This window comes from Candidatus Hydrogenedentota bacterium, from assembly GCA_019637335.1.
Taxonomy (GTDB): domain Bacteria; phylum Hydrogenedentota; class Hydrogenedentia; order Hydrogenedentales; family JAEUWI01; genus JAEUWI01.
In genome coordinates this window covers 1-16,446 of sequence record JAHBVV010000043.1, presented here as the reverse complement: position 1 = coordinate 16,446, position 16,446 = coordinate 1, and the positions used below count along the sequence as shown (strand labels likewise).

The following is a 16,446-nucleotide window of genomic DNA, read 5'->3' as shown; positions in this document are numbered from 1 at the left end:
ACCACGTGCTGAGTGTATCGACCATGTCAAGTTAACACAAGCTTTCATCCTTGTCAAGCACTTCCCAAACCCCATCTAAACACGCCAAACGCGAAGAATAGCTAAGTTTCAGGCCCTTGCGTAGGCCCCACCCTCCGGCTTACAATGTCGCTAGAGTCAGATTTATCGATACTGTTGGGCGCCCCTGAGACGAACCACGCGTGCATCCGCCACTGATTTCCGGCATGCTGGCCCGGGTGCACTCGGCGACCATGGCCCCGAAAACGAATCCGGAGCAAGACCCATGTCCCTATTCCGATCTTGCGGGCTGTCGCCCGCCACGCTGTTGCCCGCCGCCCTGCTGCTCGTCCATTCGACGGCCGCCTTCGCCGCGCCCGCTCCCAACGTGCTGCTCCTTATTGCCGACGATATGCGCCCGTGGATCGGGGCCTATGCCGCGGCGCCCGTGCGGACGCCCCACCTCGACCGCCTGGCGGATCGGGGCCTGCTGTTCAACCGGGCGTACTGCCAGAACGCGGTCTGTGGGCCTTCGCGGGCCAGCTTTCTGACGGGGCTGCGGCCGGACACCACCCGGATCTTCGACAATGACACGCATTTCCGCCTGCACGATCCACGGATTGTGACGCTGCCGCAGCACTTCCGCGGGCACGGCTACCGAACCCAGGCCGCGGGCAAAATCTTTCACCCCAGCTTCGCCCAGGCCTACGTGAGCGCGCGGCTGGACGATCCCCCCTCCTGGAGTGAGCCGACGTGGTATCCCCCGCCGCAGTATTACCATACGGAGGCTGGCATGGCCCTGGCCGAGTCAGTTTTTCTGCGGCATCCGGGCTGCGGGATGTATCGGGGGGAGACCTGCATCCACAACCGCCTCCAGACGCCGGCGGAACTGACCCCCGAGGAGCGCGCACGATATGGCGGCGGTGAGTGGAAGCGCCATTTCGTGCAGGGGGCCCTTCTGGAGGCCCCCGACGTCCCCGACAGCGACCTCGGGGACGGACAGATCGCCGATCGCGCGATCGAGGCGCTGCGGGCGGCGCGGGGCGGCCCGTTTTTCCTGGCGGTGGGTTTCCTCAGGCCCCACGTTCCCTTTGTGGCGCCGAAGCAATACTGGGACCTCTACGACCGGGCCGACTTCGATCCCGTGGCCAATGGCGCGATGCCGGCGGGGGTCTCCATCGAAACCTATCCCCGCATGCACGACCATTGGGCCTATGAGGATACAGTTCCCGAGGGCCCGCTGGACAACGCCACGGCCCGCGCCCTGATGCACGGCTACGCGGCGTGCGCCAGCTTCGTGGACGCGCAGGCCGGCCGCGTGCTGGATGAACTGGAGCGCCTCGGACTCGCGGACAACACGATCGTCGTGTTCATGGGGGATCACGGCTACCACCTGGGCGAGCAGGGCCGCTGGGGCAAGCAGACCTGCTACGAGACCGCCACGCGCGCCCCGCTGATCGTCGCCGCGCCGGGCATGGCCGCGCGGGGCGCCCGCACCGACGCCCTCGTGGAGTATGTGGACCTCTTCCCCGCCCTGTGCGAGCTGGCGGGCCTGCCGGCCCCCCCGGCCCTCGAGGGCGCCAGCTTCGCGCCCCTGCTCGATGCGCCGGACCGCCCCTGGAAGCGCGCGGCATTCAGCCAGTTCCCGAATCCCGTCCGGCTGAGCCGCCCGGAAATCGCCCCGCAACCCGGCGACCTGATGGGGCGGGCGATCCGGACGGACCGCCACCGGCTGGTGATCTGGGAGCATGTGCTGGAGCCCGAGAAAATCGAAGCGATCGAGTTGTACGACTACGCGACCGACCCCGGCGAGACCCACAACCTTGCGGACGACCCCGCGCACGCGGCGACGGTCCGGGAACTGATCGGAATGCTCGGCGCCGGCTGGCGCGCCTCGGGCCCCCCGTGAACAGGGCGAAGTTCGCGCCATCATAACGTTTTTGCCGTCTGACGCAGCGACGCGCGGAAATAGCGCGAACGGTCCGTTAACATGCGAGTAAGCGCGGCAGAGGGAGTTCGGGACATAAAGAGACGTAATCGGAGTCCCGAGGAGCGGAACGCATTGGGGCCTGGGCCTCTTCACGTTCAAATCGATTAGGAAATGTCTTGTGCCTCGTCCTGCAGCGGACTTGAATCTCCACGACACTTTGCTCCTCCGGCGCGGTGGACAGTCGGGACGGCTATCCTACATTTGCCGCGGACATGAACGTCCGCGATCCTGGCGCGCCTGCGGCGTGGGGCGGGGTGGTGCGAATTGGAAAAGCGGGTGCGGGCGTGGTGTATGCTGCATGCTGGTTAACGGGCTTGGCGGGCAGTGGCTCCCCGTTGGCGGCGTGGGCTCCGCGCGAATCCCGCGGGAGTTGCGTATCGGAGCGCCGCGGGTGCCGGGCTATGGGTTGCGTGTGCTTGCCGCCGCGTGAAGGATACGGAAATGGACGATACCCGGGGAGGAGGCCTGCCCGCGCGGCCGCCAGGGCAGTGCGGTCGGATTGTGGTGGTTGATGACCACCCGCTCATCCGGCAGGGGCTCTGCGGCTTAATAGGCGAGCGGGCCGATCTTGAGGTGTGTGGCACGGCGGAGGGCGCGCGGGATGGTCTCCAGCTGATTCTTGAGCACCAGCCGGATGTGGCGATCGTGGATATTGGCCTGCAGGACGGCGACGGGATCGATGTAACGCGGCGCATCCAGAAGTTGTCGCCGGGAACCCGGGTGTTAATTGTGTCGGTTTTTGCGGAGCCGGTGTATGCCCGGCAGGCGATCGCGGCGGGCGCTAGCGGTTTCATTTCGAAGGTCTCGGCGCTGGACGAAATGCTGGCGGCGATCCGGTGCGTCCTGGCGGGCGAGACGTACCTGGGGGAGGATTTGCTGGACGGCGGGCGGTCTGGCGACGTGGATGGGCGCCAGCCATCGGGCAATCTGATCAAGCAATTGAGCATGCGCGAACTCCAGGTATTCAAGGCGATTGGCGAGGGCATGTCCACGGTGGCCATCGCGTCCTATCTGGGGATTGGGGTGAAGACTGTGGAGACGCACCGGGCCAATATCCGGCGCAAGCTCCATCTCTCGTCCGCCCATGAATTGAAGGAATGCGCGATGCGCTGGTCGATCAAGGCGCAGGGCTGAGCCGCGCGCCGGATCGCGCCGCGCGCCGCTATTCCTCTCTCAACTGCCGGGCGTGCAACCTCCAGTGTATTTCCGCAAAGGCGCTGCGCGCACAATCCGGACAGTACCCGTGGGACACGGGATCCTGCACGCCGTCAAGCGATAGCGGAATCCATGCGTCGCCGAGTCGAACGCACTTGCACTTGCAACATTGGAGCAGCATGGCGCGGGCCTTTCATTGCCGGTTGTTGCCCCCTCCGGTTATTTCGCGCCGGCGGATCGGCCGGCGCCCGCCACAAGGTGCGGCATGAGCGCGGGACGCTGCGCGACCTTTGTCCCGGGCTCATGCCGCGAGGGGTGGCAGGGCCGCCCTCGGGGAGGAAGACCTACGATCGCCGGTTTGGCTTCCCGCGGTACCGCGCAACCAGGCCCGCGACGCCGAGGCCGAGCAGCGAGACGGTGGCGGGTTCGGGGATGGGGGCCCCGCCATTCAGGGGTTCGCCGGTTAGATTGAAGGCGAGGTTCGGGGGAACCATTTGAGGCAACCAGAGCATGTCGTCGCCGGCTCGCAGGTGGTACCCGAACCGCTCGGTCTCCGTGGAAGCTGCCCACAGCCAGGTGGCGATGGACTCGCTTGTGTCATTTGCGATGGAGAGGTGGTAGGTGACGCCGGCGCTCAGGGTGATTGGATCGGCCAAGTCAACCCAGTACTCGTAGATCGGGTTGCCAGCCGCGTCGGTATCGCCCGTATCCACGCGGCCCACCTCGCCGAGACCGACGGAATAGAAGGGGTTGATCTCCGGCGCGCCGCCGACATCGGCGAACAATTGCAGCCGGAAGTCGTCCTCGGGGAGCTCCAGCGCCACGTCCAGCGCGTAGGAACCCCACCAGTGGACATCCTGCAATTCCGAGTCCACGTCCAGCGCGAAATCATCACTCAAGATGATAGGCAAGTCCACCCCGGGAACATTGCCGAGGTCATCCTGGTCGCTGACGACGTTGAGGACCGATGGCCCGCCGTTGTCGTAGATGACGACGGCCCCGGCGCGGCCCGGCGCCAGCATTGTTGCGGCCGCCAGACCGGCGCCCAGGGCGAGGGCCATTGCCGGGAAAGCCTTTCGATGCTGCATGGGGGATCTTCTTCTTGTCGTTGTTCGCATGGGTATACTCCTTTTGGGTTGGGTTTGAACTAGCACTGCGGGAAACGGGACCGTAGCGCCAGTCCCATGAAGCCAATGCCAAGCAGGGCGATTGAGGCCGGCTCGGGCACCGGATTGAGCGGGTTTTCGTCCATGACATCCACCACGTCATTGCCGCAGAGCATGGTCCAGTGCAGTCCGAGGCCGCCGTTCTCCGGGTCGGTCAGGAGGCTCGCCACGTCCCCCCCGACGGTCAACGCGATTTCGAGGAAATTGTGGGGGCCCGCGCCGCCCCAGGCGACTTCCACGGCCCCCGTGTAGTCCACCGCGCCCGCGGCGTTTTCGTCCACCCGGTAGGGGCCCGAATCGTAGTGGGTATTGACCCCGAGCGTTGTCCAGTTTGGGGCGCCCAGGTTGACCCAGGCCTGGGAAAACCGGAGTCCGCCCAGGTTTTCGGGGGTGTCCTCGGCGCCAACCGCTACCGCCAGATCGAAGCCGCCCGTCGCGCCGAAGTCGAAGAACATATCGCCGGCGTAATGCGGGCCACCGGCCCCAAAGCGCCCCGCCGCATCGAACCCGGTCACCAGGCCCACATGTATCGTGCCGCCGAGACTGGGATCGCTGTTGTCGGCATACCGGAACACGTAGAAGATCTCTTCATTGTCGTACTCCTGTCCGCCGCCGCCCGGAGTTGTGCCCTCCTCGTCGGCTTGCGCGCGGATGTGACCGTCAAGGAGAGTGTAGTTCCCCTGCTCCCAGTCATCGGACGCCAGATTGCCGTGGTAGGTGAACCAGTCGGACCAGTCACCGTCCGTGGTAATCGCGTAGGCCTGGCTTCCAGTGAGAATGAACGCCATCGCGACCCATTTCGGGCCAAACCGTCTCCATCGACTCATATTCATACTCCTTGTCTACTGCGTTGTCATCCGGTATGTGCCGGCGTTCGGCTCAACCATCGAACCGGTGCAATGTATGTCGGCACGGTAGGATGACGCCCAGCCTCTGTCACGCCGGCGCCGCCGGCATACTTCCCAAAGGCGTTGGGTCGAAGAGAGCAAAGGGCGTGCCACGTACGCCCCCGGGAAGCTGAAAGGAGTATTTCCTTGGACTTACGCCGCACGGCAATGCTGAATCGCTGTTTGAGTGCGGTAAAATCACTCCTGGCTCCGGGTATACCCGTGGGGGTTATCCCTGATAGGGGACTCCCGCTGCCGATTGGGCCTCCGTTCGCCTTGCGGGGCGCCGCTGGACTAGGAAAAAACCCGGAGCGAGGCGGGCACAATGCGTTCGAAGACCGCAGATTAATGAGAATTCCGTGTGCTCGTGGGGCGGTCACCGCGACCGGCGGGCGCGTTCGCGTATCTGTGTAATACGCGGGGCGGGCCTGGTATGAACCACATACTGCAAGCCGCATCGGGAAAAACCCGGACGATATCCGCCGGCCAACGCGCGCACGTGTCAATCCCGGGCCACCATTGCCACGCCCCAGCGAGAAATGCCCCGAAGTGCGTTATTTACAACAGCCGGACCACAAGGCGTAACGGGAAATCGCACACCAGTGTAGTATCGTATTGTAAGGAGCGTGGCGGGCGTAACGAGAATTACCCGGGATCGGGAATTATACGGATGCGCCCGTTGTTCGCGTTACTGGAAGGGAGTGAGCCGCGCCGGTTTGGTCCAGATTGAACCGTGCCGTCCCCTTTTTCGCGGTAAGCCGTGTCTATTAACGAATTTCGGCCTGTCGCAAACCGCCGGCGCCCGCGGGCGCGGTTGGCGCCGGCGCCGCAAGCGATTGGAGAAGCCATTTTGTTGGAAGGCGACGCCAGGTCTCCGGAGATCCCCCCACTCCGTGTGCTGGTTGTGGAAGATGAACACCGGCTGCGGGCGAATATTGTCGGCTGCCTGGAAGGCTACGGATATCTTGTGACGGCCGTAAGCAATGCGGAAGACGCGCTGGTGGCTGTGTCCAAGTTGGATATTGATGTTGTATTTCTGGATGTCTATCTGAGCAACGCCAATGGCGAGGAGTATATTCTGCCCCTGCTATCGGAGAAGCCCGGTCTTGGAATCGTGGTAATGACCGCCTATCCGACCATAGAAGGCGCCGTCGGCGCTGTCCGGAAGGGGGCCTGCGACTATCTGGAAAAGCCGTTCACCGCCGATACGCTCGCGAAAGCGGCGGCGCGTGCGGGGGCGGCGGCCAGTGTGCGCAGCCGCGCCAACGGCAATGGAACTTCCGGCGCGCCGGAAGGCGGCTCGGTCCAGTGGCCCAGCGCGAGCGCCGCGATGAAGGCTGTCTTGAACCGCGCGCTGCAAGTTGCCGCATCCGGCGCTCCGGTGTTGCTGCGCGGGGAACACGGCACGGGCAAGACGTTACTCGCACGGGCAATCCATGAATGGAGCAGCCGGCGGGACCGCGCACTTGGGATCGTGTCCTGCCCCTCCCTCTCCGCCCAACTGCTGGAAAGCGAATTGTTCGGCCACGTTCGCGGCGCATTCACCGGGGCCGTGAAGGACAATCCCGGCCGCGTCGCCCAGTGTGACGGCGGCACCCTCTTTCTGGATGAAATCGGCGATTTGCCCGTCGAACTCCAGCCGAAGCTCCTCCGCTTCCTGCAGGACAAGGAGTACGAGCCGGTCGGCGACGCCCGAACACGGCACGCCGATGTGCGCATTATATCGGCCACCAACGCGGACATTGAACAAGCCGTTTCCCGCGGCCGGCTGCGCGAGGACCTGCTGTACCGGCTGAACGTGGTCGAACTGAGGGTGCCGCCGCTCCGGGAACGGAAAGAGGACATTCCCGACCTGGCCCGCCAATTGCTTCAGTCCCTGGCGAAGGGCGCGTCCAGGCCGGTCGCCGGGTTTACCCCCGAGGCCGAGCGGGCCCTGACGGAGTACGCGTGGCCCGGCAACGTGCGCGAGCTCCGCAACGCCATTGAGCGCGCCCTGGTGTTTTGCACGAATGGGCACATCGGCGCGGAACATTTGCCCGGAGGCCAGATAGCGCCGCCGGACGAGCCCCGGGTTGGGGATCCGGTGTCCCTGGCAACCCTGCAGGAACATCATATTCGCCGTGTCCTGGCGTCAACCCGTTCCTTGCGGGAAGCCGCCACGATTCTGGAAATCGATGAAACCACCCTGTGGCGTCGCCGAAAGGAGTATGGCCTGTAGCCGCCATATCCGGTGGCCGGGCGTTGCGCAGTCAGAAAAGCAAACGTGAGGAAGGGAATCGATGGACATCAAATCCACCGCGAATCGTTCCACGAAGCCGTTGAGACCGTCCAGGCGACGTGAGCACGGCGCCGACGGCAAGGGGCGCGACGCCGCGGATAACGGGCCCGCCCCGGAAGCCAAGGATCCGATCGATCAGATTCTGGACGTTGTCCTCGCGCTGCGGTCCGGCGACTTTACGCGGCGGCTTCCCAATGAGTGGACAGGAACCTACGGGAAGATCGCGGATGCCCTGAACGACGTCATGATGGTGGTGGAACGGCGCGGAAGCGAGTTTTCGCGAATCAGCCACGCGGTGGGCAAACAGGGCCGCTTGTCCCAGCGGATTAGCGTCCCGGGCGCGGTCGGCAGCTGGGCGGATGGCGTGGACGACATCAACGCGCTCATCGATGATCTGGTCTGGCCCACGATGGAGATCACCCGCGCCGTTGGAGCCGTCGCCCGCGGGGACCTGAGCCAGACGATGTCGCTGGAAGTGGACGGTCGCCCGCTGGAGGGCGAGTTTCTGCGATCCGCAAGATTGGTGAGCACCATGATGAACCAGCTGGCCGTGTTCACGTCGGAGGTGACGCGGGTGGCGCGGGAAGTGGGCACGGACGGGCGCCTCGGCGGCCAGGCGCAGGTTGAAGGGGTGAGCGGCGTTTGGAAGGAGTTGACGGAAAGCGTTAACTCGATGGCCTCCAACCTCACTGCCCAGGTGCGCAACATCGCCGAAGTCACCATCGCGGTCGCCAATGGCGATCTGTCGAAGAAGATCACGGTCGACGTGCGCGGGGAAATCCTCCAGCAGAAGGAGGCGATGAACGGCATGGTGGACCAGCTCCGCTCGTTCGCCTCGGAGGTCACCCGCGTCGCGCGCGAAGTCGGAACGGACGGCAACCTGGGCGGCCAGGCGGTGGTTCCGGGCGCGGCCGGAACCTGGAAAGACCTGACCGACAATGTAAACCTCATGGCGGCCAACCTCACGACCCAGGTGCGCAACATCACGGAGGTCACCATCGCCGTGGCGCGCGGCGACCTCTCCCGCAAGATCACGGTGGATGTTCGCGGCGAACTGCTGGAGCTCAAGGACACCATCAACACGATGGTGGAGCAGCTTCGCGCATTCGCCTTCGAGGTAAGCCGCGTGGCGCGCGAGGTGGGCACGGAAGGCCGTCTTGGGGGACAGGCCGATGTGCCGGGCGTGGCGGGCACGTGGAAGGATCTCACGGATAACGTGAATTCCATGGCCTCCAACCTCACCGCCCAGGTGCGCAATATTGCCGAGGTAACGACGGCCGTGGCGCGCGGCGACCTGTCCCGCAAGATCACCGCGGACGCCAAGGGCGAGATCCTCGAACTGAAAGATACGATCAATACGATGGTCGACCAGTTGAACGCTTTTGCCTCCGAGGTGAGCCGGGTGGCGCGCGAGGTGGGGACCGACGGAAAACTCGGCGGGCAGGCCGAGGTCCAGGGCGTGGCGGGCACGTGGAAGGATCTTACGGATAATGTGAACTCCATGGCGTCGAATCTCACCTCCCAGGTGCGCAATATCGCCGAGGTCACGACCGCCGTGGCGCGCGGCGACCTCTCCCGGACAATTACCGCGGACGCCAAGGGGGAAATCCTTGAGCTGAAAGAGACCATCAACACGATGGTCGATCAGTTGAATGCGTTCGCCTCCGAGGTGAGCCGTGTCGCGCGCGAAGTGGGCACGGACGGCAAGCTCGGGGGCCAGGCCGATGTGCCCGGGGTGGCGGGAACTTGGAAAGACCTCACGGACAACGTGAACTCCATGGCCTCCAACCTCACGGCCCAGGTGCGCAACATCGCGGAGGTGACGACGGCCGTGGCCCGGGGCGATCTCTCCCGGACCATCACGGTGGATGTGAGCGGGGAGCTCTTGCAGCTGAAGGAAACCATTAACACCATGGTGGAACAGCTTCGCGGATTCGCCTCGGAAGTGACCCGCGTTGCGCGTGAAGTGGGCACGGATGGCAAGCTCGGGGGCCAGGCGACAGTGCCGGGCGTGGCGGGCACGTGGAAGGATCTCACCGACAACGTCAACTCGATGGCGTCCAATCTCACATCGCAGGTGCGCAATATTGCCGAGGTGACGACGGCGGTGGCGCGGGGCGATCTCTCGCGCAAGATCGTGGCCGACGCCAAGGGCGAAATTCTCGAACTCAAGAACACAATCAACACCATGGTGGACCAGCTCAACGCCTTCGCGGCCGAAGTCACGCGCGTCGCGCGCGAGGTGGGCACGGACGGGAAGCTCGGCGGGCAGGCCACGGTGCCGGGCGTGGCGGGCACGTGGAAGGACCTCACCGACAACGTCAATTCCATGGCCACCAATTTGACGGATCAAGTGCGCGGTATTGTAAAAGTGGTGACCGCCGTGGCCGAGGGCAACCTCGAACAGAAACTCACGGTGGAGGCCAAGGGCGAAATCGCGGCGCTGGCAGAAACCATCAACAATATGACCGACACCCTGGCCACCTTCGCCCAGCAGGTAACCAACGTTGCCCGCGAGGTGGGCGTGGACGGGCGGTTGGGTGGCCAGGCCAACGTCCCCGGGGCCTCGGGCACCTGGAAGGATCTCACCGGCAACGTGAACCTGCTGGCGGCCAATCTCAGCACGCAGGTGCGCGCAATCGCGGAAGTGGCGACGGCGGTTACCCAGGGCGATCTCACCCGATCCATTCAGGTGGAGGCCAGCGGCGAAGTGGCCACGCTCAAAGACAACGTCAACACCATGATCCACAATCTCCGCGTAACCACGGAGCGCAATCTGGAACAGGACTGGCTCAAGACCAATCTGGCCAAGTTTGCGGGGATGCTGCAGGGCCAGCGGGATCTTTTTACCGTGGGCCAGATGCTGCTGTCGGAACTGGTGCCGCTTGTCAACGCGCAGCAGGGCGTCATCTACCAGATGGTGGATGGCCCGGATCCCTTTCTGCGGTTGCTTGCCGGCTACGCGCAACCTGAGGACCAGCCCGAACAAATTCGCCTGGGAAAGGGCCTCGCGGGCCAGTGCGCGATTGAGAAGAAGCGCATCATACTCACCGATGTACCCTCGGAATACACCAAAATCCATTCCGGTTTGGGCAGCGCGTACCCGGAAAGCGTGGTGGTGATACCGACCCTCTTTGAAGGGGAAACCAAGGCCGTCATCGAGCTTGCGTCACTGGGGTCGTTTACCGCGACGCACCTGACCTTCCTCGACCAGCTCACTCTCAGCATCGGTGTGGTATTTAACACCATCGAAGCCACGATGCAGACGGAAAACCTGCTCCAGCAGTCGCAGCAGCTGACCTCGGAGCTCCAGGCGCAAAAACGCGAGTTGCAACAGACAAACGAAGAGCTCGAAGAAAAAGCGCGCCTGCTGGCGGACCAGAACGTCGAAGTCGAACGCAAAAACGAGGAAGTCGAGCTCGCCCGGCGCGCGCTGGAGGAGAAAGCGGCCGAGCTGGCGCTCACGTCAAAGTACAAATCCGAATTCCTAGCCAATATGTCCCACGAATTACGGACACCGTTGAATTCGATACTGATTCTCGGGCAGCAACTTGCCGAAAACTCCGAAGGCAACCTCAACAGCAAGCAGATCGAGTTTGCCCGCAACATGTATTCCGCCGGTTCGGAGCTCCTTTCCCTCATCAACGAAATTCTCGACCTCTCCAAGATCGAATCGGGAACCGTGACTATTGAACTGGAGGAACTGCCCTTTGCGGTGATCCGGGAAGGCGCCGAACGGGACTTCCGCCACGTCGCCGAATCCAAGAATATCGAATTCCTCGTTGAACTTGAATCCGAACTGCCGCCCACAATGATTACCGACCCCAAGCGGGTCCAGCAGATTCTCAAAAACCTCCTGTCCAACGCCTTCAAGTTCACCTCCACGGGGGAGGTGTGCCTCCGGATCGGGATCGCAAACGAAGGCTGGAACAGCATCAATCAATCGCTCAACGCGGCCGCCAGCGTAGTAGCCTTTACCGTTTCCGACACCGGGATTGGAATCCCCCCGGAAAAGCAGAAGCTCATCTTCGAGGCATTCCAGCAGGCGGACGCCGGAACAAGCCGAAAGTATGGCGGGACCGGGCTGGGGCTGGCGATATGCCGCGAACAGTCGGTTCTGCTGGGCGGCGAGATCACGGTGGCGAGCAGCCCGGAGCAAGGCAGCACCTTTACATTATTCCTGCCGCTCCAGTTGCGTGGCGCCGAATCGGACATCCTCCCGCCACCCGTCGCGGAGGTTGCGCCCCTGCCCGCCTCGCGATTGTTGGAGAAGCAGTCGGACGAACCAATCCCCGACGATCGCGATGAGGTCGGGACGGGCGATCTTTCGGTGCTGGTGATAGAGGACGACCGGCATTACGCTGAATTCCTTTACGCGATCGCCCGTGAAACCGGCTTCAAAGTACTCATTGCGACAAACGGCGATCAGGGGTTGCGCCTGGTCCAGCAGTACCAGCCATCCGCTATCGCCATGGACATATTCCTGCCGGATACGCTCGGCTGGACGCTCCTGAACCAGTTGAAAAACGACCTGTCCACCCGGCACATACCCATTCTGCTCATTTCCGGTGACGACGACCGGCGCCACGACGGCATCGCGCATGGGGCATTTTCCTTCCTCCAAAAACCCGCTACGGCCCAGGAAATCTCGGCGTCCCTGGAGCGCATGAAGGACTTCGTATCCCAGTGGCCGAAGCGGCTTCTCGTCGTCGAGGATGACCATATCGAGGGCCGGAGCATCGTTGAATTGCTCGCCCACGACGACCTCGAAATTGCCGTGGCCCCCAGCGGCGCGGATGCGATGCGGCTCCTCGCCAGCCGGGCGTTCGAATGCTGCGTTCTCGACCTCCGCCTCCCCGATATGAGTGGTCTCGAACTACTCGATTGGATCCAGAAGCGCGAAGAACACGCCAACCTGCCCATTATTGTGTTCACGGGCAAAGAACTGGCCGCGTCGGAGGAAACCGCGCTGCGCGCCGTCGCCAAGAGCATCGTGCTCAAGGATGTGCGATCGCCGGAACGGCTCTTCGATGAAACCGCGTTGTTTCTGCACCGAAACGTAAACGAGCTGCCCCGGGCCAAGCGCGATCTCGTGATAAGCCTGCAGGACTCCCGTAGAACACTGCGCGGGCGCACCGCCCTGGTCGTCGACGATGACGTGCGAAACATCTTTGCGCTCCTCAGCGTCCTCGAGAACCAGGGCATGGAGGTGCTCACCGCAACCGATGGGCGGCAGGCCATGGATCTGCTCCACCGCACACCGCACGTCGAGGTGGTCTTGCTCGACATCATGATGCCGGAAATGGATGGCTTCGAAACCATGCGGGAGATTCGAACCGACGCCCGCTACGCCAGCCTGCCCATCCTCGCGCTGACGGCCAAGGCCATGAAAGGGGACCGCGAAAAATGTCTGGAAGCCGGCGCTTCGGACTACATCGCCAAGCCCGTCAACGTGGATCATCTCCTGTCCTTGCTTCGCGTTTGGCTCAAGCGCTGAGGAGCGCCCGGCTGTGATTTCCAACTATCGTGATACGCTCCCGCCAGCGGGGGACGGCGAGCCCGGTGATTTCGAGCCCCCTCCCCGGCTGCTCCAGGCAAACATTCTCCTCGTCGACGATGACGAGCGAAATCTCACCGCGCTGGAAGCCATTCTGGACGCGCCCGGATACCGCCTGGTCCGCGCCCGCAACGCGGACGAGGCCCTTCTCGCGACGATGAAGGAGGAGTTTGCCCTGTTGGTGCTCGACGTCCGCATGCCCCAGGTTGGCGGGCTCGAACTGGCCAGGATTATCAAGCAGCGCAAGAAGACGGAGCACCTCCCGATTATCTTCCTGAGCGCCTACTACCAGGAAGAGACCCATGCGCTTCTGGGGTATGGCGTCGGCGCCGTGGACTATCTGACCAAGCCCCTGAATCCGGCGGTGCTCCAATCCAAAGTGGCGGCCTTTGTCGGGATGTACCGGACGAACAAGGCCTTGCAGGATGAAATCGCCGAGCGGCGCGCCGCGGAACGGCGCCTGGCGGAGCGCACCTGCGAGGTGCAGGAACGGGTCATACAGCTGAGAGCCCTGGCCATGGAGCTCACGCAGGCCGAACAGCGGGAGCGCAAGCGGCTCGCGCGCATCCTGCACGATCATATCCAGCAACTCATCGCGTCGGCGCTCCTCCAGCTCAGTGTGTGCGCCCTCGAAAGCCGGGACGAACGTAACATCCGATCGCTGAAAGAGATCGAGTCCACGTTGAAGGAGGCCATTGTGGCATCCCGGACGCTTACCGTCGAACTCAGCCCGCCCGTCCTGGATGAGGCCGGCCTCGTGGCCGGGCTGAACTGGCTGGCCAAGGAAATTCGCCGGAAGCACGGTTTCGACGTGCACATCAACGGGGACGAGCAGGCGGAAACCGACATCCACGAAGAACGCTACCTGCTCTACGAATGCGCCCGCGAACTCCTGTTCAACGCCGTCAAACACTCGGGCGCGGGCGCCGCCACAATATCCATTGCCCCCAGTGGCAACGACAGAATAGAAATTGTCGTGGAAGACCAGGGGGCGGGGTTCGATGCAAGCATTCTCGGACGCCCCAGCGGGGAGCGCGGGACCTTTGGCCTCTTCAGCGTTCAACAACGCCTGACCCATTTGGGGGGCGAGCTTCAGATCCACAGCACACCCGGAAAAGGGACGAGAGCCACGGTGCTTTCGCCCCCATCACGTTCCCGGAAACTCAAACGGTTTGTACAGCAACGGGACGGGGAGGCGCGTGCCGCCGTCCATGCCGGCGCGGCCTACGACACCTCCATCAAGGTGCTTATTGTCGACGACCAGACCATTATGCGCGACGCCCTGACCGGTTTGCTGGAACGGGAGCCGGGCATAGCGGTCATAGGCGAGGCCAGCAGCGGCCCGGAAGCCATCAGCCGCGCCGCCGCGCTCCGACCCGACGTGGTGATTATGGATGTCAACCTGGGAGACACCTCCGGAATCCAGGCGACCAAAGAGATACTCGAGCATGACGCCGATATCAGCGTCGTATCGCTGTCGATGCACGACGAAGCCGAAGTGGCCGAAGCGATGCGAAAGGCGGGGGCGATAGGCTGCCTGACCAAAGACGCCGCCGCGGAAGAACTCATCACCGTCATCCGATCCACCCGATTAGGCCCCCCCGAACGGGTTCCGTCCGAATAATAGCGGACGACCTGCGCCACCCCGAAGCAGCCCGTCGGCCCCCGCCGCGCCGTCCCGAAACCGCGCCTTGCCAGACTCGGCGAGTATGCACGACAAGAGCCAATGAAGCGCACAAAGAACTTTCGTGCAAGGAATTCTAAGGAAAGGCGTAAAGCCTTGGGAGGGAAGAACTTAAATGGAGCGGGACACGGGGTTCGAACCCGCGACATCCAGCTTGGGAAGCCCGCTAAAATTTCGAAAAACACCAATAAAAACGCAACCTTGCACTACATGGTCCGAATGCCTTACACTACAAAAGTCTTGGCTGTTAAATCCTCAAATCCACCAAGAAATCATAGCCAAACGGGAGGCTCCGAACCGTGCCGTCACAAGAACGGAAGCGCAGGGTTCCTCAACTCAAGTATGCCAAATTGCGTGGAATTGGGTGGCACGTATCTTACCGCGACCGGGAGACCGGAATGCCAAAGAAGCAGCGCTTTGGCATGGTTTCCAAAGGTGAAGCGGAACGGGCGTACCATGCCTGGGTCGCGGCCTACCTCGGTGATGACTCAGAACGGTTGTGGGCATTCACGGGCAAGAATGGCGCCCAGCGCACTACAAAAGACCAGCTTGCCGCAAACGTGGCCACGGCGCCGGGTTCTATTCTCCACATCGCTTCCGGACTCATCCGATACGAGGAGGGCCGTGTGCGCGCGGAGCCGGGCAATCGGGTTGCGGGCACTATCTCCCCCCAGGTTGCCGCCGACCGGAAAAAGGACATCAAGGACTTCCTGGCGTTTCTTAACCACCGTCACGGCGATGGCGCCGTTGGCCGACTGCGCCTGGCCGATCTGACCCTCCTCGATGTAGAAGCCTACAATCAGTACCTGGTGGCCAAGCGCTTTTCCGTCAACACGGTCGGCCACAAAATGCAGGTCGTTAAGCGGATTGTGGATCGCGCCGGCCGGCAGGAATATGGCGAACAGGAACTCTCGTGGAATTGGGATTCGGTAGACCGTTCGCCCGGCCGAGCGCCAAAACAAAAGCAGCTCCCCACCCTGGAGCAACTCAAGAAACTGCACAACAAGGCCGATGCCCGCGGCCGGGCCATGATCTGGATGGGGATCGGTTTGGGCTTCGGCCAAGGTGATCTGGCGGCAATACGCGTCGATGACATCGACGAACAGGGCTACGACCTTCGCCGCAGTAAGACCGGAATCGACCGATACGGCGCAACACCGCCCGGCGTCTGGCGTGCAATCAAAGTATATCTTGACGAGAACCCGAGACCACGCGGTTCAGCGCTGTTCGTGACCCGGAATGGCAAGCCCCTGGTCCATACCAGGTCCGACTCCGTACTCCAATGGTGGAACCGCCTCCGAACCAGCATCGGCGAGACCAAAGAAACCCTCGATGGATTCTACATTCTTCGCCACCTTGGCGCCACCGAGTTTGGATCCCGCGAAGGCTGTTCGATTTCCGATATGAAGCGCTGGCTTGGGCATTCGGCGAGCTCTTCCATGGCCGATGTATACATGCGCCCGGTGAGCCCGGAGCACCGTGAGATCATTGAGGCGGTGCGTAAGCGGCTGACAGGTAATGGCGAGGACCCGCAATTTCCTTGATCTCGGTCGCAAAGTACGTAGCGCTCGGGCGTTCTTCACAGACTTCGTCACAGAAGCTGAACAATTGCAGGCATGGCTGCCGGCGTCCCGTGTAATGAGCCTATCGTTAGAGAAGCCATCCCCTTTCTGCAAACAATGACGGCAATACGTCCGAAAACCGGCAAGTACACCGATTCAAGCAATCGGGT

8 protein-coding genes are annotated in these 16,446 nt (G+C 63.0%); 6 read left to right on the top strand and 2 right to left on the bottom strand.

The window, feature by feature from the left end:
• Positions 1–283: 283 nt before the first annotated feature.
• Together KF886_25915 and KF886_25910 are read left to right on the top strand one after the other, a co-directional pair.
• The gene (locus KF886_25915) at positions 284–1,906 is read left to right on the top strand and encodes a sulfatase (protein ID MBX3180800.1); all 1,623 of its coding nucleotides are present in this window, start codon (positions 284–286) and stop codon (positions 1,904–1,906) included.
• Between the two features lie 522 nt (positions 1,907–2,428).
• Positions 2,429–3,121, top strand: a complete 693-nt coding sequence (locus KF886_25910; GenBank protein ID MBX3180799.1) for a response regulator transcription factor — start codon at positions 2,429–2,431, stop codon at positions 3,119–3,121.
• A 365-nt stretch (positions 3,122–3,486) separates the two neighbouring features.
• Here the strand turns inward: KF886_25910 and KF886_25905 are convergent, their stop codons facing one another.
• Complete coding sequence (locus tag KF886_25905; GenBank protein MBX3180798.1) at positions 3,487–4,230, bottom strand: PEP-CTERM sorting domain-containing protein; 744 nt, start codon at positions 4,228–4,230, stop codon at positions 3,487–3,489.
• A 59-nt stretch (positions 4,231–4,289) separates the two neighbouring features.
• Positions 4,290–5,135: a PEP-CTERM sorting domain-containing protein gene (locus tag KF886_25900; GenBank protein MBX3180797.1), complete on the bottom strand. Its 846-nt coding sequence runs from the start codon at positions 5,133–5,135 to the stop codon at positions 4,290–4,292.
• Between the two features lie 940 nt (positions 5,136–6,075).
• On the opposite strand from KF886_25900, the gene KF886_25895 reads away from it, so the two are divergent.
• The 4 genes from KF886_25895 to KF886_25880 all read left to right on the top strand — a co-directional run bounded on the left by KF886_25895 (position 6,076) and on the right by KF886_25880 (position 16,258).
• Entirely contained in the window at positions 6,076–7,413 is a 1,338-nt protein-coding gene (locus tag KF886_25895) for a sigma-54-dependent Fis family transcriptional regulator (protein ID MBX3180796.1), read from the top strand.
• Positions 7,414–7,474: 61 nt separating this feature from the next.
• Positions 7,475–12,970, top strand: coding sequence for a HAMP domain-containing protein (locus KF886_25890; protein MBX3180795.1), 5,496 nt, complete (start codon positions 7,475–7,477; stop codon positions 12,968–12,970).
• Positions 12,971–12,983: 13 nt separating this feature from the next.
• On the top strand, positions 12,984–14,654 hold the full coding sequence (locus KF886_25885; GenBank protein MBX3180794.1) for a response regulator: 1,671 nt from the start codon (positions 12,984–12,986) through the stop codon (positions 14,652–14,654).
• A 458-nt stretch (positions 14,655–15,112) separates the two neighbouring features.
• The gene (locus KF886_25880) at positions 15,113–16,258 is read left to right on the top strand and encodes a site-specific integrase (protein MBX3180793.1); all 1,146 of its coding nucleotides are present in this window, start codon (positions 15,113–15,115) and stop codon (positions 16,256–16,258) included.
• Positions 16,259–16,446: the final 188 nt, after the last annotated feature.

Excerpts from the sequence above, each read along its gene's own strand:
- KF886_25910 (MBX3180799.1), top strand. The coding sequence starts at position 2,429 with ATGGACGATACCCGGGGAGGAGGCCTGCCCGCGCGGCCGCCAGGGCAG.
- KF886_25890 (MBX3180795.1), top strand. The coding sequence starts at position 7,475 with ATGGACATCAAATCCACCGCGAATCGTTCCACGAAGCCGTTGAGACCG.
- KF886_25905 (MBX3180798.1), bottom strand. The coding sequence starts at position 4,230 with ATGCAGCATCGAAAGGCTTTCCCGGCAATGGCCCTCGCCCTGGGCGCC.
- KF886_25915 (MBX3180800.1), top strand. The coding sequence starts at position 284 with ATGTCCCTATTCCGATCTTGCGGGCTGTCGCCCGCCACGCTGTTGCCC.
- KF886_25880 (MBX3180793.1), top strand. The coding sequence starts at position 15,113 with ATGCCAAAGAAGCAGCGCTTTGGCATGGTTTCCAAAGGTGAAGCGGAA.
- KF886_25900 (MBX3180797.1), bottom strand. The coding sequence starts at position 5,135 with ATGAGTCGATGGAGACGGTTTGGCCCGAAATGGGTCGCGATGGCGTTC.